Raw genomic sequence first — 16,796 nt, 5'->3', positions numbered from 1 at the left:
TTATTATACGCTTCTCGCCATGGCTGCTATCGACGCGCTCGACGACAACACCACGCAGGTAATCGAATCGTTTATCGACGGGCTCTGGGCCGAACGCGGGCTCTCCGATGCCACCCTGGGCGCCTACCGCAACGACCTGGCCCATTTCGCCAAGTGGCTCGATCAACGCACGTCGCTGGTGAAGGCCCAGCGCGCCGACCTGCAGGCCTATCTGGCCGCGCGCAACACCCCGGGCTCGAGCCCGCGCAGTGCGGCCCGGCTGCTGTCGAGCCTGCGCCAGTTCTATCGCTACCAGCTGCGCGCGAACGCGATCGATGAAGACCCCACGGCGCTTATCGACATGCCCACCCAAGGGCGGCGCCTGCCCAAGACGCTCACCGAGGCTGATGTGGAAGCCTTGCTCCGGGCGCCGGATACCGACAGCGATATCGGCCTGCGCGATCGCGCCATGCTCGAACTCATGTATGCCGCCGGCCTGCGCGTTTCGGAGCTGGTGGGCGCAACCCGGGCCCAGGTCAATACACGCCAGGGCGTGATCCGCGTGACCGGCAAGGGCGGGCGCGAGCGGCTGGTGCCGCTGGGCCTGGCCGCGGTCGAATGGCTGGAACAGTACATGCGCGAAGCCCGCGGCATTCTGCTGGGCGCGAAACAGAGCGATGCCCTGTTCGTGACCGGCCGCGGCGGTGGCATGACGCGCCAGAACGTCTGGCACCGGATTCGCGGCTATGCCGAGCAGGCCGGGGTACGCCGCGACATATCCCCACATGCGCTACGCCATGCCTTTGCCACCCATCTGCTCAACCACGGGGCGGATCTGAGGGCCGTACAGATGCTGCTCGGCCACGCCGATCTGTCCACTACCCAGATCTATACCCACGTCGCACGCGCTCGATTGCAGGCGCTGCACGCCGAACACCACCCACGAGGCTGAACCAATGGCATGCAACATCGAGATCAAGGCGCGGGTCGCCGATGCCGAAGCGCTCGAAGCGCGCGTGGCAGAGCTCGCCGACGAGGGGCCGTGGCTTATCGAGCAGCACGATATATTCTTCAACTGCGCACAGGCGCGGCTCAAATTGCGCTGCTTCGACAACGGCGAGGGGGAGCTGATCTTCTATCGCCGCGTGGATACGGCGGGGCCGAAAGCCAGTGAATACGAGCGCAGCCCGGTGGCCGATCCGCAGAGCCTGCGGCGCGTACTGGAACGGGCCAACGGGCTGCGCGGCGAAGTCATCAAGACGCGCATGCTGTATCTCGTTGGGCGCACGCGTATTCATCTCGACCATGTCGCCGGGCTGGGCGACTACATGGAGCTGGAGGTGGTGCTAGGCACCGACGAGGCGAGCGAAACCGGCGAGGCCGAAGCCCGCCGGCTCATGCAGCAGCTGGACATCGAGCCGAACGCGCTGATCGACGGCGCCTATATCGACCTCATCGAGGCCAATGGCGCCTGACTAGCGCTCGAGCAGCTTGAGCTTGTCCGGCTTGTCGGCCCATTCGTCGGCGTCGGCCGGGGCGTCCTTGATCTCGGTGATCACCGGCCACTTGGCAGCCAGCTCGGCGTTGAGCTCAAGGAAGTGCGCCTGATCGGCCGGCAGATCGTCTTCCGACAGAATCGCCTCGACGGGGCACTCGGGCTCGCAAAGCGTGCAGTCGATGCACTCTTCCGGGTCGATGGCCAGGAAGTTCGGGCCTTCGTGGAAACAGTCGACCGGGCAGACTTCCACGCAGTCGGTGTACTTGCACTTGATGCAGTTCTCGGTGACAACGAACGTCATCGTGGATCGAGCCTCGTAACAAAAACCTCAGATACCGGACAGTTTATCAGCTGTCCGTGTTGTGCGAGCGCCCGCTGACCAACGCGGCAGATCGCGTCAGGATATTGCAGCCGATCGCGCCGCCGCGCCTTGATCTGGGTCAGCCGCGCGGCGGCTCAGGTCGAGCCGTGCTGTGTTCGGGCCACGCGGTCCAGGTTCATCTCGCGCCAGTCGTCCGCGCCGAGGCTGTCGGTATGCAGGTCGAAACGCCCACGGGCGCGATCCGCGAAATAATGCGACAGGGCGCGATGGATGGTCGGAAACGCCAGCTGCGACCATTCGATTTCGTCTTCGCGCTGAAGGGTCACGATCTGGCTCTCCTGGCCGGGCCCGTAATGGCTGCTGGCCAGTTTCGCGCGATAGAAGATATGCACCTGCCCGATATGGGTGACGTCGATCATGGCGAACAGTTCGGCGTCGCTGACTTCGGCTTGGGCTTCCTCGCGGGTTTCGCGCGCTGCACCGTCATAGATCGTCTCACCGAGTTCCAGAAAACCGGCCGGCAGCGTCCAGAAGCCCAGCCGCGGCTCGATCGCCCGTCGGCACATGAGGATCTTGTCCTCGTGCTCGACGATACAGCCCACCACGTTGCGCGGGTTGTCGTAGAAGATCTCGCCGGTGGCTGTGCAGATATTGCGCTTGCGGTCGTCGCCCGGCGGAATCTTGAATTCTGTCGGCGCGCCGCAGTTGGGGCAGTACGTCATGGGTTTGGGCATCCGCGAAGATTAGCAGACAACGGCCGCCAATCCGTGCGCTGCTATTCTGCGATTCGGCACGAACCATGCAACGGCTGAGCACATGAATCCGTCGATCAACGAAAAACACCCGGCCATGAGCGCGACCGACGTGGCCGCCCACGACGAAGCGCTGCGGGCCCAGGTACGCGCCGCCGGCACGCTGCTGGGCGACGTGCTGCGATCGCAGGCGCGCGAGGGCGTGTTCGATACCGTGGAAACGCTACGGCGCGGCTATATCTCGCTGCGCGAGAAGGACGACGCGAAAAAACGCGCCGAACTGCAGGCATTGGTGGCCGGTTTGCCGGCCGAAACCATGACCGAGGTCACCCGGGCCTTCGCGATCTACTTCAACCTGGCCAATCTGCTGGAAGAGCTGCATGCGCATCGCACCCGGCGGGCGCTGGCCGCCGAGGGCAACCCGCAGTGGATCGGCTCGTTCAACCGCAGCTTCACCGATCTGGCCGCCGAGGGCGTGAGCCTGAAACAAACGCTGGCACGGCTCGAGCGGCTGTCGTTCATGCCGGTGTTCACCGCCCATCCCACCGAAGCCAAACCGCGGGCGGTGCTGGATGCCCTGCGCCGGCTGTTCGAATGGTTTCGCGAGCTGGCCTTCGATACCCCCGACGCGCGCCGTCATGCCGAAATCGAAGAGCATATCCGCGAAAACATCCAGGTGCTCTGGAAGACCGAGGAGCTGCGCGGCTCGCGCCCGACCGTGGCCGACGAGATCCGCAACGGGCTCTATTATTTCCGCGCCTCGCTGTTTTCCAGTGTGCCGGTGATCTATCGCAACCTGGAACGGGCGCTGTTCAACGCCTACGGCGAACGCGTGGAGCCGCCCACGGTGCTGGATTTCGGCTCCTGGATTGGCGGCGACCGCGACGGCAACCCCTATGTCACCGCGCGCGAAACCCGCTATGCGCTGCGCATGCAGGCCCGCGAGGTGCTTTCCGAATACCTGCGCCGTATCGATCATCTGGCCAGCCGGCTGTCGTTTTCGGCGCGCTGGTGCAGCCCCAGCGATGCGTTCTGGCAAAGCCTCGCCGAGGACGAGCAACGTATTGCCGCGCATACCGGCGTACGCGCGGAACGTTTCGCGGCCGAACCCTATCGGCGCAAGCTTTATCTGATGCGCCAGCGCATTTCGGCCATGGTCGACCAGCTACAGACCGAGCTGCGCCTGCGCGCCGAACGCAGCGAGCGCAGCCCGCTGGCTTACGCCAATGCGGCGGAGCTGGTCGACGAAATCCGGATCATGCGCGAATCGCTGGCCGGGCACGGCGACCAGGCGATCGCCGACGATGAAATCAAGGATCTGCAACGGCTGGTGCAGACCTTTGGCTTTCATCTGGCCCGGCTCGATCTGCGTGAGGAATCCACCCGCCATACCCAGTGCATTCACGAGCTGTTTGCCGCCCTGGATATCTGTGCGGACTACGAATCGCTCGACGACGACGCGCGTACCGAGCTACTCGCCGCGCAGCTGGCCGTCGACGAGGTGCCCGAAGTGGCCCGGGTCGATGTCTCGGCGGATGTGGGCCATACGCTCGAAAGCCTCGCGGTGGTACGCGAATTCACCCGGACACTGGGCGTGGATGCCTTCGGCAGCTATGTGATCTCGATGACGCACAACGTCTCCGACATGCTTGCGCTGCTCTGGCTCATGCGGGCCACCGGGGTCTATGAACCCGGCGTGGGCACGCCGCCGCTGGCGATCGCGCCGCTGTTCGAAACCGTGGCCGATCTTGAACATATCGAGCCGGTGCTGGATGGCCTGCTGGGCCAGCCGGCCTATCGCGCCTTTCTGGAAGCCCAGGCCAGCGACGGCACGCGCCGCCAGGAGGTGATGCTGGGCTATTCCGATTCCTGCAAGGACGGCGGCATCATGGCCTCGCGCTGGCAGCTCTACAAGGCGCAGCAGCTGGCGGTAGCGGTCTGCGACAAGCACGACGTCGACAGCCTGCTGTTTCATGGGCGCGGCGGCACCGTCGGCCGCGGCGGTGGGCCCACCCATCAGGCGATCGTGTCGCAGCCGCCGGGCACGGTGCGCTCGCGTATCAAGTTCACCGAGCAGGGCGAAATGATCTTCGCCAAGTACAGCAACCCGGAGACCGCGGTCCACGAGCTCACCCTCGGTATTACCGGTACGCTCAAGGCCAGTGGTTTTGCCACCGACGATACCGATCATTCACGCATTGCCGCGTCGCTGTCGGATACCGGCGAGGCGTTCTATCGGCGCCTGACCGAAGATACCGACGGCTTCTTCGATTATTTCTATGCCGCCACGCCCACCGCCGAAATCGGCGCGCTCAATATCGGCTCGCGTCCCGGCCATCGCAAGGCGGTACGTGGCAAATCCTCCATTCGGGCCATTTCCTGGGTGTTCGCCTGGGCGCAGTCGCGCCATACGTTGCCGGGCTGGCTCGGCGTGGGTACGGCCCTGGCCGAGGCCGGCATCGACAACGACGAACTGGTGGCGCTCTATCGGGACTGGCCGTATTTCCGCACCATCATCGACAGCGTGCAGATGTCGCTGGCCAAGGCCGATATGGCCATCGCGGCCACCTACGCCGAGCTTGTGCCCGAACAGGCCGGGATATTCGAGGCCATCCGTAGCGAATACGATCGCGCGGTCGAGCGTATACTCGCGATTACCGGCGAAGCCGAGCTGCTGGACGACGATGCGGTGCTCAAACGCTCGCTGGACCGGCGCCGGCCATACCTCGACCCGCTCAACCATATACAGATCACCGCGCTCACGCGTTATCGTGAAGGCGGCGATCGTGTATGGCTGGATCCCGTGTTGCGTTCGATCAACGCGATCGCGGCCGGTATGCGCAATACCGGCTAATGCTTTTTCGCGCTATCGACAGTGAGAATAGAACCATGAACGGCCGACTTTTTTCTGCCTCGCGCCTTGTCTCGTATCTGGCCCTGTGCCTGTGCCTGTTCGCGACCCAGGCCTTTGCCCAGAACCAGAACCAGGGCCAGAACGCAGGTGACCAGGCGAGTGCCGCGGATGCGCCGCCGCAGCGCCCGGTCTATCTGGATATCGTGCCGGTGGCCGATGCACGTTATTCCATGCTGCCGGAGGAACTGGTCACCTCGCTGGCACGCGAATCGCTGTCCGGCGCCCGCCAGGCGACCATTCGCATGGCCGGCGAAGAGCTGCCGACCGGCGTACGGGTGCTGCGCATCATGTACATCGTGCACCAGCAGGAAGACGAGACCGGCGTGACCGCGGCGGTAGCGGCCTCGACCGAACTGCTGCGCACGGCCCGCGAAGGCGACGGTGGTCCGCAGACATTTTCCATCTACAACGGCTTGCAGCAGACGCTCGTTCAGGGCCCGGACGTGACCCGCGCCCGCGAAAAGCTGCGCGAGGCGTTCAAGAAAGAGTTGCAGGAGCGGATCGCCTCCGCCTTCCAGAACGCCGAAGCGCTCAAGTAACCGGGTGGCCCGGCTCGGCGCTTAGCCTTGTCGCCGCGCGCTGTTATCCTTGGGTCATTGTTTTTTGACGTTCAAGGAAACCGTCATGGCCGAAAACGAAATGCCCGAGATCAAGGTCGATGCCGACAGTCTCTATCGCGAAGAGTCCTTCACCGATCTGAAGGTCGGCAGCATCCGCCGTCTGGTGCCCGTGACCAAGGAAGGCGACGACGACAGCTCGCGCGAAACCCGCTATGAAGGCTCGGCCAGCCTGATGACCCCGGCCGGCAGCCTGCCGCTGTCGTTCGAACTCGAAGCCGACACGCTGGCGGGCGCGATCGATCAGTTCCCGGATGCGGTCAACGCCGCCGCCGAACGCGCGATCGAGGAACTCAAGGAAATGCAGCGCCAGCAAAGCCAGCAGATCCAGGTGCCGGGCCAGGGCGGCTACGGCGGTGGCCAGGGCGGCTTTGGCGGCGGCCAGCAGGGCGGCGGCGGGCGTATTCAGTTCTAGCGCCCGGGCCCTAGGTTCCCTGACTAATAGTGAGGCGGCGTTTCGTCCAGGTTCTGGACGGCGCCGCCTTCGGCTTCCGCTAGCGCGCCAATACGTGATTCGAGCTGCTGGTAGCGCTCGTTGAGGCGGTCGATTTCGCGGCTCTGGGCATAGACCAGATCGCTGAGCTGTTCGATGGTCGCGTCCTGGTAGGCGATACGCATTTCCAGGGTTTCGATACTCGATTCGCTCATGCCAGCCCCGCCGTCTCGAGGCCGAGTTCGCCCACCAGGCGATCGCGCAATGTTGCGATCATGGTCGCGCTGTAATCGCTGGACTGGTCAAGATTACCCCAGACCGGGCGCGGCCAGCAGGGGTCGTTCCTGTGCCGGGCGATGATGTGGATATGCATCTGGGCGACCTGGTTGCCCAGAGTGGCCACGTTGAGCTTGTCGGCTTCGAATTCGTTCGCAACGAAACGCGACAGCGCCCGCACCTGGGCGGCCACGCGCGCGTGCTCGTCGTCGTCGAGCTGGTGCCAGTCGATCGCCGCGGTATCCACGACCAGTATCAGCCATCCGACTGAGGCATTGCGGTGAAGTAGAACGCTCGCCCGCTCAAGGCTGCCCAGCATATGGCAGTCGGCCAGCAGTTGTTCGTTGATATCCATCGGCGTCGGCTCTGGGTACAAAACGATCGGTGCTATCCGCACCGGGGGCGTCATTGTATAAGATCGACGGACTGGCGCCGGCCAGGGCCGGCCGGGGCGTATTTCAAATCGGGGGGAACATGGACGCAATCAGAGGCTGGATCGACGTTATTCAGGGTGGGGGCTGGTCGGGCCTGTTGATGGCCGGCTTTGCGGTCGTCGTGGTGATGTTCATCTTCGCCTTCATTTCGAACCGGTACTTCTGGATCGTGCTGGCGCTGGTTGCCGCGGGCTTTGGCGCCTACTACATGCTTTATCTTCGCTAGCGCGGTAGCGCGCAGTTGCGACTTGTGATTAATTACTAGCGTTCGCCAAATCGGTCTCCTGTTTCTTACTTGAAGATCTGGTCGCTACGTCTTCCATCATTCGTGCGCCGTCGCCGTCCGGTCACGCTGGTGCTCTGGGGTTACGCCTTCTACGTAGCCTGCGGTTTTGCCCTGTTATGCATGCCGTTCGCGCACGAACGCACGGACCTGTCCTGGCTCGACCATCTGTTCACGGCGACCTCGGCCGTATCGACCACCGGGCTGGTCTCCATCAGCCCGTCCGGCAGCTACAGCTTTTTCGGTGAACTGATCATCCTCGGGCTGATTCAGCTCGGCGGCATCGGCTATATGACGCTGGGCTCCTTCGTGATCCTGGCACTGCGCCATCGCCTGGATGCCTTTCATCAGGGCGTTGCCCGCACGGCGTTCGTTTTGCCGCGCGACATGAACGTGGGCGCCTTCATCCGGGCGGTGGTGCTGTTCACGCTAGTCATCGAGTGCGTCGGCGCGGTATTGCTCACGGCCCTGTTTGCGTTCGCAGGCACGCCCGACCCGATCTGGAACGGTGTCTTCCACGCGGTGTCGGCCTTCTGTACCGCGGGCTTCAGCCTGTTCGATACCAGTCTTGAAGCCTATCGCGCGAATGCGGGCATCGTGCTCGTGGTCGCCGGCCTGAGCTATCTGGGTGCGATCGGTTTTATCGTTATGAGCGACTGGTGGCGCTGGGTTACCCGTCGGCGCGGGCCGTCGCTGACTTCGGGCATCATTCTGCGCGTGACCTTCTGGCTTGCATTGATCGGCACGGTGTCGATCGCGCTCACCGACGCGCATCTGGCTGAAATGCCGTGGGGTGAACGCGTGCTGGCCGCGTTCTTCCAGGTCATGACGGCGATGACGACGGTCGGTTTCGATACCGTGCCGATCGCCAACCTGGGCTCGGCATCGATTCTGCTGCTGCTGGTCGCCATGGTCATGGGCGCCTCGCCCTCGGGTACGGGTGGCGGCATCAAGTCGACCACGGTAGCGATCTTCTACGGTGCGGTACGTGGCGCGCTGGCCGGGCGCGAATCGGTGCGGCTTCTCGGCGAGACGATCAGCTCGCGGCGTATTCATATGGCGGTAGCGGCCGCCGGGTTTTATATCGGCGCGCTCGTTGTCGGCATGGCCGCGCTCATGCTCGTGGAAGATCAGGACTTTCTGTTGCTGATGTTCGAATCGGCCTCGGCCATCGGGACCGTCGGTCTGAGTCTGGGCGCCACCGGCGAGCTGAGCGTGGCCGGCAAATGGGTCGTGATCGCGATGATGTTCATCGGCCGTCTGGGGCCGATTACCGTGGGCGTAGCCCTGTTCCCGAGAGCCGAGGAAAAGGATTCCCCGGCCCGCCGCGGCGCCGACCTGGCGGTCTGAGCGCGCCTCAGCGCGCCGAAGGCGAGAGCGCGAGCCGCAGCCCGAAGCCGATGATCACCGTGCCGGTGATGCCATCGAGCGAGCGCGTCACCGAGGGCCGCGCAAGCGCGCGGGCCAGCGGGCGCGTGGCCGCGATGAGCAGTCCGAACCAGGCCAGCGTCAACAGGGCATGGATCGCGGCCAATAGGGTGCTGAAAGCCACGACATCGACGCCGGCCGGCATGAACTGCGGCAGAAAGCTCACGTAGAACACGCCCACCTTCGGGTTGAGCAGGTTCGTGCCCAGGCCGCGCAGCAGCCAGCCGCGCGCCGAGTGGCGGCGCTCATGCGGGGCATCGCCTTGGCTGCGCTCGTGGCCGGTCATGGCCGAGCGCAGCATGCCAACGCCAAGCCAGACGAGATAGGCCGCGCCTGCGAACTTGATGAGGCGATAGAGGCTATCGGAAACCGCGAGCAGCGCGCCCAGCCCGCAGGCTGCGACCAGGCCCCAGACGAAAACCCCGGCCACGATGCCGATCGCTGCGCATAGCGCGTTGCGGACGTTGTCGACCGCGGCCGTGCGTAGCACCAGCGCGGTATCGATACCGGGAGCGAGAGTCATCAGCCCGGCAGCGAGGGCGAAGCTTGCAAGCGCTGTCGCTATATCCATGGTTCGTGCCGCCGGATACGGCCTGCGTCGGGGGTGGCGGAGGTCGGTGCCGCGGCCTGTTGCCTCGGGCTTTCGCCCGGCGGGGCGGTGCGTTAATTCGCACCGAAAGGCCACGGTTCACCGCAAGCGCGTGGCTTGTTTCTCGAAAAACGCTTCGACCGCGTTCGTGCTCAAGAAATGGTGCCCGGGGCGAGAATCGAACTCGCACTCTGTTGCCAGAACCGGATTTTGAGTCCGGCGCGTCTACCAGTTCCGCCACCCGGGCAGGTGATGCGCGCGCAGTATACCGCTGTCGCCGCATGTGACCAATGCGTGGCCGATTTGAACGCGCTCAGTAATCCGCCAGGATCGACTCCATGTCGGTCTGATAGGCGGTCACCGTCTGGCGATAGCTCAGCGACGGCCGTGACGAGGTGCCGTTGATCACGAAGGCAAAGGCGCCATAGCCGCCGTTCTGCAGACGAAAGTAGCCGGCCAGCGCGCGCACGGTAACCGGCTCGCTCAGCGTGCCCGTCTTGGCGTTGATACGCGTGAGCCAGTCGAAGTTGCCCTGCTTGAGCGTGCGCGAGGGGGCCGATAGCGGCACTGGAATACTGCCGTAGAACGCCGGAAACAACGACGGCTGACGGTACATATACGACAGCAGGGCGATCAGATCCCGTGCGGACAGCTTGTTGCTGACCGCCAGACCGCTGCCACTGTCGAGAACGGCGCCGCTGCCGGCATTGGCCTGCATGGGAAAGCTTTCACGCAGCGCGCGATCGGCGAGCGCTTCCAGCGCCTGCGAGGCCAGCGGCAGGGTCAGCGGCCGGTTATAGCCGCTGTCGGCGGCCAGATCGAGCGTGAGCACGTCCGCCATGTAGTTGTTTGAATAGGCCATGAGCGGAATCAGCTGCTCGGCCAGGGTTTCGCTTTCCACCTGCGTAAGGGTTGTGCCGTTGCCGGCATTGCCCTGTACGCGGGTGTGGCCGGTCACGGTGATGCCCATATCGGCCAGCATGGCAGACAGCACGCGGGCGGTATCCTCGGCCGGGCCGGTCACCGCGCGATGGACTTTATACGGGCCAGTGCCCATCGGCACCGAGCCGCGCAGATGCAGGGTGGACATGCCGTTGTCGTAGCTGCGCCACACGCTCAGGCTCGGACGCGTGCCGGGCAGGGTGGTGCTTACATCGTTTGCGATGCGATAGTCGGACAGCCCGCGCGGCAGCAGCTCCACCCGGGCCGGGTCGCCGGCGCGTTCGCCGGCATAGACGTTGGTCTGCACGGTGGCAAAGTTCACGCCCGCCGACGACAGCGGGGCGCTGTAGGCATGCGAGGCGACGCGCTGGGCATCGCAGCGATCCTTGGTCAGGCAGGGGACGGTGCCGAACAGACCGTCGTCGACCACCAGGTCGCCGTTGACGCGGGTAATCCCGCGTTCCCGCAAGCCGTTGATCAGTCGCCACAGGCGGGCATTGTCGAGCGCCGGATCACCGCCGCCCACGAATACCAGGTTGCCGTTGAGGGTATTGCCGAAGACGCTGCCGTTGGTCTTGAAGCGGCTGGTGAAGCGATGGGCCGGGCCGAACTGCTCCAGCCCCGCGGCCGCGGCAAAGAGCTTGCTGACCGAGGCCGGCGTAAGGCGCTGGTCGGCGTTGATCTCGTCGATGACCGCCATGTCCTCGAGGCGTATCACCATGGCGCTGACCTGGGCCTGGCCGGAGAGCGCACGCAACGAGTCGAGATAGGAGGCCGCACTCGCCGGCAGGGCCATACAGACCAGGCAGGCCAGGAGCGCGGTCGCGACCACCCGGCCGGAGGACGACCGGCTTCGGGCCGGGTTACGAACGATGAGCATCTTATCCCTGAGCGCGCGGCGAAAGGCGCCAGTGTAGAGCCAGCGCGGGTATGGACTCAATTTGACGATTACCGTGGGCCCGCCCGTCGACGCCACGGGCTGGCGTGTCTAAACTGCGCGGCCATGCTGAACCTGCTTAACCAATCCGGCGCCGCGCGGCGCGCGCGCCTGACCCTGCCGCACGGGGTGGTCGACACGCCCACCTTCATGCCGGTGGGCACCTACGGCACGGTCAAGGGCATGACGCCCGAGGAGCTTGAAAGCCTCGGCGCGCAGATCGTGCTGGGCAATACCTACCATCTGATGCTGCGCCCGGGTACCGAGATTATCCAGCAGCACGATGGCCTGCACGGCTTCATGCACTGGGACAAGCCGATTCTCACCGATTCCGGCGGTTTCCAGGTCTGGAGTCTCGCCGAGATGCGCAAACTCACCGAGGACGGCGTGGCGTTTCGTTCGCCGCTCGACGGCTCGCGCCAGTATCTGTCGCCGGAACGTTCGATCGAGGTTCAGCACGCGCTGAACTCCGATATCGTCATGTGCCTGGACGAGTGCACGGATTACCCGGTGCCCAAAGAGGATGCGGCGGCGTCGATGCAGCTGTCCATGCGCTGGGCCGCGCGCTGTCGTGCCGCCCACGGCGACAGTGGGAATCTGCTGTTCGGCATCAACCAGGGCAGCGTTTTCGCCGATCTGCGCGCCGAGTCCATGGCCGCGCTCGTGGATATCGGCTTCGACGGCTATGCCATCGGCGGCGTATCGGTGGGCGAGGCCTGGGACGACAAGGCCGCCGTGCTCGAAGGCGTGCTGCCGGTCACGCCCGCGGACTATCCGCGTTATCTCATGGGTGTGGGCACGCCCTCGGATCTGGTGGCCGCGGTGTCGTTCGGGATCGACATGTTCGATTGCGTCATGCCGACGCGCAACGCCCGCAACGGCTATCTGTTCACCACCGAGGGCGTGGTGAAGATCAAGAACGCCGTACACAAGCACGATACCGGGCCGCTCGATCCCAACTGCGGCTGCCCCACCTGTCAGAACTACAGTCGGGCCTATCTGCACCATCTTTATCGCTGCGGCGAGATTCTGGCCGCCCGCCTGAACACCTGGCACAACCTCTATTATTACCAGCAGCTCATGCAGCGAATTCGCTCGGCCATCGAGGCCGATCGGTACGCCGAGTTCATGCGCGAGTTCTTTACCGCTCCGGAAGGCCGGGGTAGCGCCCAGGCGGCGTATTTCGGTTATGGCGGGTAACGCGTTGGCTTCGAATACGCGTGTCCTGAAGGCCTCGACGGCTGTGGCATACTACGCCGCTCGGTCGAGCGCGCACGCGCCAACCTCCGTTTTCAATCGAGGTAAATTATGGATTTTCTGATTTCGCCGGCCTATGCGCAGGCGGGTGGCCAGGCGGGCGGCATCATGCCGACGCTGATCATGGTCGGCCTTTTCTTCGTGTTCATGTATTTCATGATCATCCGGCCGCAGATGAAGCGCCAGAAAGAGCACAAGAAGCTGCTCGAAAGCCTGGATAAGGGCGTCGAGGTGGTCACCTCGGGTGGCGTGGCCGGCAAGATCCGCCAGGTCGGTGAAAACTTCATCGTCGTGGAAGTGTCGGAAGGCGTGGAGATTCGCATCCAGAAAAACGCCGTGGCCAGTGTCGTACCCAAAGGCACGCTGGACTCGCTGTAAGCGTATTTTCTTGGCGGCATTGGCGTGCCTGCCCAGGCAGCGCCGCCTTTGCCCGCGCTAGACCGTTGATCGGGGCCCTATGAATCGCTACCCATTATGGAAATACCTCCTGCTGCTGCTCGTGCTCGCGGCAGGCGTGCTGTATGCGTTGCCCAACCTTTACGGCGAGCAGCCGGCGGTTCAGGTCTCCAACGCCGAGGGTGAGGCTGCGACCCCGGCCCTGGTACAGCGGGTGCGCAGCACGCTCACCGATGCCGACATGGCCCCCGAGGACATCACCCTCGAAGACGGTCGGCTGCTCGCGCTCTACGAAAGTACCGAAGCGCAGCTGCGGGCGGCCGGTGTGCTCAAGCGCCAGCTGGGCAACGATTACACGGTGGCGCTGAATCTGGCGCCGAGCACGCCCGACTGGCTGCGTGCGGTCGGCGCCGAGCCGATGGCGCTGGGCCTGGACCTGCGCGGCGGCGTGCATTTCCTGCTTGAAGTGGATATGGAAACGGTCTTCAACGAGACCTACGATCGCTATGCGCGGGACATTCCGCGTTTTCTGCGCGACGAATCCATTCGCTACAGCCGCGCTTCGCGCGAGGGCGACTCGGTACGGCTGCAGTTCCCGAATGCCCAGGTGATGGATGAAGCCGCCGATGCGCTCGCCGGCGAGTTCGACGTGCTGCGCTTCAACCAGGCGCCGGACGCCAATAACACCCTTGTCGCCACGCTCACCGAGACCGAGCAGAAGCGCATTAGCGACTTCGCGCTCCAGCAGAACCTCACCACCCTGCGCAATCGCGTCAACGAGCTGGGCGTGGCCGAGCCGCTGGTTCAGCGCCAGGGCGAGTCGCGTATCGTGGTCGAACTGCCGGGTGTACAGGACACCGCCGAAGCCAAGCGCCTGCTCGGCAAGACGGCGACCCTGGAATATCGGCTCGTCGCCCAGGGTCAGGATGCTCAGGCCGCCGAACGCACCGGCAACATACCCGCCGGCACCGAGCTTTATCACACCCGCGACGGCCGTCCGATTCTGCTCGAGCAGGACGTGATTGCCTCGGGCGATCAGCTCGTGGATGCCTCTTCCGGTTTCGACCAGCAGTCGGGTAGCCCGGCCGTGTTCGTCACCCTCGACGGCCAGGCCGCCAGCAAGATGTTCGATACCACATCCGCCCATGTGGGCGATCCGATGGCGGTGCTGTTCATCGAAAACCGGATCGACACGCGCTACGAAAACGGCGAAGAGATTCGCGAGCGCAAGAAGGTCGAGGAAGTCATCAGCGTGGCGAATATTCGCAGCGCTTTCGGCAAGCGTTTCCAGACCACCGGCCTGGAGCGCGGCGAAGCCCACGATCTGGCGCTGCTGCTGCGGGCCGGCGCGCTGGCCGCCCCGGTGAACATCGTCGAGGAACGCACGATCGGCCCCAGCCTGGGCGCGGACAACATCGCCCAGGGGCGTCTGGCCGTGATCGTGGGCTTTCTGCTCGTGATCGTGTTCATGACGGTCTACTACCGTGGCTTTGGCCTGTTCGCCAACGCCGCGCTCATGATGAACCTGGTGCTCATCGTGGCACTGCTGTCGCTGCTGCAGGCCACCCTCACGTTGCCCGGCATCGCCGGTATCGTGCTCACCGTGGGTATGGCGGTCGACGCCAACGTGCTCATTTTCGAGCGAATACGTGAAGAACTCGATGCCGGCAACACGCCCCAGTCGGCCATCAAGTCCGGTTACGACAAGGCGTTTTCCTCCATTGCCGATGCCAACGTCACGACATTGATAGCGGCCGTGGTGCTGTTCGGCTTCGGCACCGGTCCGATCAAGGGCTTTGCCGTGACCCTGTCGCTGGGCATCGTCACCTCGATGTTCACGGCCATTGTCGGCACCCGTGCGATCGCCAACCTCGTCTACGGTCGCAAACGCCGGCTACAGAAACTGTCGATCTAGCATGCGGACTTTTCGTCTGCGTTTTTGCCCCATGTCGAGTCTCGAATGCGCCTGATCAAATCCAATACATCGATCGACTTCATCAGCTACGGCAAGTACGCCATCATCTTTTCGGCGTTGCTGATTCTGGTGTCGTTCGTATCGTTCTCGATGGAAAAGCTGTCGTTCGGCGTCGACTTCACCGGCGGCGTGGTTATCGAGGTCGGCTATCCGGACGCCGTCGCGCTCGACGAGGTCCGCGGCGCGCTTGATGAAGGGGGCTACCCCGGCGCCACGGTGCAGCACTTCGGTGCATCCGATGCGGTGATGATCCGTCTGGCCAGCGAAGAGGGCGCCGACAGCTCCGAAGTCAGCACCCATGTCATGGACTCGCTGCATGCCGACAACAGCGCCGCCGAGCTGCGCCGCGTCGAATTCGTGGGCCCGCAGGTCGGCGATGAGCTGATCAACAAGGGCGGCCTGGCGCTGCTGTACACCGTGATCGCGATCCTCATCTACGTGATCGTGCGCTTTCACTGGAAGCTTGCCGCCGGCGCGGTGGCTGCGCTGGTGCATGACGTGCTGATCACGCTGGGCGTGTTCTCGCTGTTCCACCTGGATTTCGATCTGACCGTGCTGGCCGCGCTGCTCGCCGTCATTGGCTACTCGCTCAACGACACCATCGTGGTCTTCGACCGTATTCGCGAAAATTTCCGGCGTATGCGCAAGGCCACGCCCACCGAGGTGGTCAACGCCTCCATCAACCAGACCCTGTCGCGCACCTTGATGACCTCGGGCACGACCATTCTGACCCTGCTGGCGCTGTTCTTCCTCGGCGGTGAGGTTATCCACGGCTTCGCCACCGCGCTGCTGATCGGTATCTTCATCGGTACCTATTCCTCGATCTTCGTGGCTAGCGCGCTCGCCCTGCGGCTCAAGATCACCAGCCAGGACCTGTTCCCGCCCAAGGAAGAGGATGCCGAGAAGGCGTCGCGGGTCACGCGGTAGTCGGCGGTTACAGGCCGCCAGTTTTGAATCAACTGTGCGGGTGAATTTTGGCTTGGGGTTTCGCGCTGCAGCGCGAGTGACTTTCATTTGCTTGTCCAAATGAAAGTAACCAAAGCAAAGGACACCCTGTCTTGCGTCGGCGCTACGCGCCGATGCCCTCCCATCGCAGACGACAAGCGGGACGGCCGGAAACTCGCTGCGCTCAAACATCCGGCCGTCTTCTTCCGCTTGCCGGCTGCGCTGCTCGGCGCTACGCCCAAGGGGCCCAGTACAGACAAGCTCGCTATCGCTCGCTCAAGGTCACGATTTTTGTAGGTCGGATTAGCCGAAGGCGTAATCCGACAAGAACGCAGCCACAGCCTCAGCATCAAGTACATGGCTGTATGGACGCCGCGCTACGGGTTATCTGCCTGTATTCCGACCCCGTGTGAAGCGAACGAGAAGCACAGGGCCGAAGGGTTTCCGGCGCACGGCGCCGGTGCGGCAAGGTGTTTGAGGGCGGCCAAAGCGATCCGAGCCATATTGATTGACTAGGGCCGCACCCTTCGGCCCGAGCATCGCAGTGGTTCGGCGCGCTCCGCGCCGACGCGTAACCCGGGCGTCTTTTCCTTTGCTTCCTTTCGTTTGGACGAGCAAACGAAAGGGAGTCGCACAGCAGTACGAAACCGAGGGTTCGGTAAACTCGTGAGTGCCGAAAGCCTGATAGGTCGAGCTCTCGTGTTCGGAACCAACGCTGGGGCAAATTTGAGCTTGGGGTTTCGCGCTGCTGCGCGAGTGACTTTCATTTGCTTGTCCAAATGAAAGTAACCAAAGCAAAGGACACCCTGTCTTGCGTCG

General features: G+C 64.0%; 17 protein-coding genes and 1 tRNA gene. 11 read left to right on the top strand and 7 right to left on the bottom strand.

Translation table 11 applies throughout. The features are described 5' to 3' along the window. The first annotated feature begins 19 nt into the window (after positions 1–19). Both xerD and CMN27_RS04455 read left to right on the top strand, forming a co-directional pair. Positions 20–931, top strand: coding sequence for a site-specific tyrosine recombinase XerD (gene xerD / locus CMN27_RS04460; RefSeq protein WP_293624306.1), 912 nt, complete (start codon positions 20–22; stop codon positions 929–931). 4 nt (positions 932–935) lie between these two features. Then, a complete protein-coding gene (locus CMN27_RS04455; RefSeq protein ID WP_293624304.1) occupies positions 936–1,454 on the top strand; it encodes a class IV adenylate cyclase in 519 nt (172 codons plus the stop codon). On the opposite strand, the gene fdxA is transcribed toward CMN27_RS04455, so the two are convergent. After that, entirely contained in the window at positions 1,455–1,778 is a 324-nt protein-coding gene (fdxA, locus tag CMN27_RS04450) for a ferredoxin FdxA (protein WP_293624302.1), read from the bottom strand. A 155-nt stretch (positions 1,779–1,933) separates the two neighbouring features. Next, positions 1,934–2,521, bottom strand: a complete 588-nt coding sequence (locus CMN27_RS04445; protein ID WP_293624300.1) for an NUDIX hydrolase — start codon at positions 2,519–2,521, stop codon at positions 1,934–1,936. Positions 2,522–2,615: 94 nt separating this feature from the next. Between CMN27_RS04445 and ppc the strand changes: the two genes are divergently transcribed. From ppc to CMN27_RS04430, 3 genes are all read left to right on the top strand, one after another. Beyond that, the gene (gene ppc, locus CMN27_RS04440; protein ID WP_293624298.1) at positions 2,616–5,405 is read left to right on the top strand and encodes a phosphoenolpyruvate carboxylase; all 2,790 of its coding nucleotides are present in this window, start codon (positions 2,616–2,618) and stop codon (positions 5,403–5,405) included. Positions 5,406–5,440: 35 nt separating this feature from the next. After that, positions 5,441–6,004: a hypothetical protein gene (locus tag CMN27_RS04435; protein WP_293624296.1), complete on the top strand. Its 564-nt coding sequence runs from the start codon at positions 5,441–5,443 to the stop codon at positions 6,002–6,004. Positions 6,005–6,089: 85 nt separating this feature from the next. Then, the gene (locus CMN27_RS04430; RefSeq protein WP_293624294.1) at positions 6,090–6,497 is read left to right on the top strand and encodes a hypothetical protein; all 408 of its coding nucleotides are present in this window, start codon (positions 6,090–6,092) and stop codon (positions 6,495–6,497) included. A 23-nt stretch (positions 6,498–6,520) separates the two neighbouring features. Here CMN27_RS04430 and CMN27_RS04425 read toward each other — a convergent pair whose 3' ends face one another. Both CMN27_RS04425 and CMN27_RS04420 read right to left on the bottom strand, forming a co-directional pair. Next, positions 6,521–6,730: a SlyX family protein gene (locus CMN27_RS04425; protein WP_293624292.1), complete on the bottom strand. Its 210-nt coding sequence runs from the start codon at positions 6,728–6,730 to the stop codon at positions 6,521–6,523. Beyond that, positions 6,727–7,146, bottom strand: a complete 420-nt coding sequence (locus CMN27_RS04420) for an HIT family protein (RefSeq protein WP_293624290.1) — start codon at positions 7,144–7,146, stop codon at positions 6,727–6,729. The genes CMN27_RS04425 and CMN27_RS04420 overlap by 4 nt, the downstream gene beginning before the upstream one ends. Positions 7,147–7,265: 119 nt before the next feature. Between CMN27_RS04420 and CMN27_RS04415 the strand changes: the two genes are divergently transcribed. Together CMN27_RS04415 and CMN27_RS04410 are read left to right on the top strand one after the other, a co-directional pair. Further along, the gene (locus CMN27_RS04415; RefSeq protein WP_293624288.1) at positions 7,266–7,451 is read left to right on the top strand and encodes a hypothetical protein; all 186 of its coding nucleotides are present in this window, start codon (positions 7,266–7,268) and stop codon (positions 7,449–7,451) included. Positions 7,452–7,553: 102 nt separating this feature from the next. After that, a complete protein-coding gene (locus CMN27_RS04410; RefSeq protein ID WP_293624286.1) occupies positions 7,554–8,858 on the top strand; it encodes a potassium transporter TrkG in 1,305 nt (434 codons plus the stop codon). Between the two features lie 7 nt (positions 8,859–8,865). Here CMN27_RS04410 and CMN27_RS04405 read toward each other — a convergent pair whose 3' ends face one another. The 3 genes from CMN27_RS04405 to dacB all read right to left on the bottom strand — a co-directional run bounded on the left by CMN27_RS04405 (position 8,866) and on the right by dacB (position 11,347). Beyond that, positions 8,866–9,507 (bottom strand): LysE family translocator, encoded by a 642-nt coding sequence (locus CMN27_RS04405; protein WP_293624248.1) that lies wholly within the window; start codon positions 9,505–9,507, stop codon positions 8,866–8,868. A gap of 178 nt (positions 9,508–9,685) precedes the next feature. After that, positions 9,686–9,772: transfer RNA gene (locus tag CMN27_RS04400), tRNA-Leu, on the bottom strand. Positions 9,773–9,838: 66 nt separating this feature from the next. Beyond that, the gene (dacB, locus tag CMN27_RS04395) at positions 9,839–11,347 is read right to left on the bottom strand and encodes a D-alanyl-D-alanine carboxypeptidase/D-alanyl-D-alanine-endopeptidase (protein ID WP_293624246.1); all 1,509 of its coding nucleotides are present in this window, start codon (positions 11,345–11,347) and stop codon (positions 9,839–9,841) included. 123 nt (positions 11,348–11,470) lie between these two features. Between dacB and tgt the strand changes: the two genes are divergently transcribed. The 4 genes from tgt to secF all read left to right on the top strand — a co-directional run bounded on the left by tgt (position 11,471) and on the right by secF (position 15,959). After that, positions 11,471–12,604, top strand: a complete 1,134-nt coding sequence (gene tgt / locus CMN27_RS04390; protein WP_293624244.1) for a tRNA guanosine(34) transglycosylase Tgt — start codon at positions 11,471–11,473, stop codon at positions 12,602–12,604. Positions 12,605–12,712: 108 nt separating this feature from the next. After that, positions 12,713–13,039: a preprotein translocase subunit YajC gene (gene yajC / locus CMN27_RS04385; RefSeq protein WP_006913368.1), complete on the top strand. Its 327-nt coding sequence runs from the start codon at positions 12,713–12,715 to the stop codon at positions 13,037–13,039. Positions 13,040–13,118: 79 nt separating this feature from the next. Continuing rightward, on the top strand, positions 13,119–14,972 hold the full coding sequence (gene secD / locus CMN27_RS04380; protein WP_293624239.1) for a protein translocase subunit SecD: 1,854 nt from the start codon (positions 13,119–13,121) through the stop codon (positions 14,970–14,972). A 45-nt stretch (positions 14,973–15,017) separates the two neighbouring features. After that, positions 15,018–15,959 (top strand): protein translocase subunit SecF, encoded by a 942-nt coding sequence (gene secF / locus CMN27_RS04375; RefSeq protein WP_293624237.1) that lies wholly within the window; start codon positions 15,018–15,020, stop codon positions 15,957–15,959. Positions 15,960–16,796 lie beyond the last annotated feature (837 nt).

The organism is Salinisphaera sp., assembly GCF_002729955.1.
Classification (GTDB): Bacteria; Pseudomonadota; Gammaproteobacteria; order Nevskiales; family Salinisphaeraceae; genus Salinisphaera.
This window is presented reverse-complemented; position numbering and strand designations above follow the sequence as displayed.

Coding starts and splice junctions, on each gene's coding strand:
- xerD (WP_293624306.1), top strand. CDS start 20: ATGGCTGCTATCGACGCGCTCGACGACAACACCACGCAGGTAATCGAA.
- CMN27_RS04455 (WP_293624304.1), top strand. CDS start 936: ATGGCATGCAACATCGAGATCAAGGCGCGGGTCGCCGATGCCGAAGCG.
- fdxA (WP_293624302.1), bottom strand. CDS start 1,778: ATGACGTTCGTTGTCACCGAGAACTGCATCAAGTGCAAGTACACCGAC.
- CMN27_RS04445 (WP_293624300.1), bottom strand. CDS start 2,521: ATGACGTACTGCCCCAACTGCGGCGCGCCGACAGAATTCAAGATTCCG.
- ppc (WP_293624298.1), top strand. CDS start 2,616: ATGAATCCGTCGATCAACGAAAAACACCCGGCCATGAGCGCGACCGAC.
- CMN27_RS04435 (WP_293624296.1), top strand. CDS start 5,441: ATGAACGGCCGACTTTTTTCTGCCTCGCGCCTTGTCTCGTATCTGGCC.
- CMN27_RS04430 (WP_293624294.1), top strand. CDS start 6,090: ATGGCCGAAAACGAAATGCCCGAGATCAAGGTCGATGCCGACAGTCTC.
- CMN27_RS04425 (WP_293624292.1), bottom strand. CDS start 6,730: ATGAGCGAATCGAGTATCGAAACCCTGGAAATGCGTATCGCCTACCAG.
- CMN27_RS04420 (WP_293624290.1), bottom strand. CDS start 7,146: ATGGATATCAACGAACAACTGCTGGCCGACTGCCATATGCTGGGCAGC.
- CMN27_RS04415 (WP_293624288.1), top strand. CDS start 7,266: ATGGACGCAATCAGAGGCTGGATCGACGTTATTCAGGGTGGGGGCTGG.
- CMN27_RS04405 (WP_293624248.1), bottom strand. CDS start 9,507: ATGGATATAGCGACAGCGCTTGCAAGCTTCGCCCTCGCTGCCGGGCTG.
- dacB (WP_293624246.1), bottom strand. CDS start 11,347: ATGCTCATCGTTCGTAACCCGGCCCGAAGCCGGTCGTCCTCCGGCCGG.
- tgt (WP_293624244.1), top strand. CDS start 11,471: ATGCTGAACCTGCTTAACCAATCCGGCGCCGCGCGGCGCGCGCGCCTG.
- yajC (WP_006913368.1), top strand. CDS start 12,713: ATGGATTTTCTGATTTCGCCGGCCTATGCGCAGGCGGGTGGCCAGGCG.
- secD (WP_293624239.1), top strand. CDS start 13,119: ATGAATCGCTACCCATTATGGAAATACCTCCTGCTGCTGCTCGTGCTC.
- secF (WP_293624237.1), top strand. CDS start 15,018: ATGCGCCTGATCAAATCCAATACATCGATCGACTTCATCAGCTACGGC.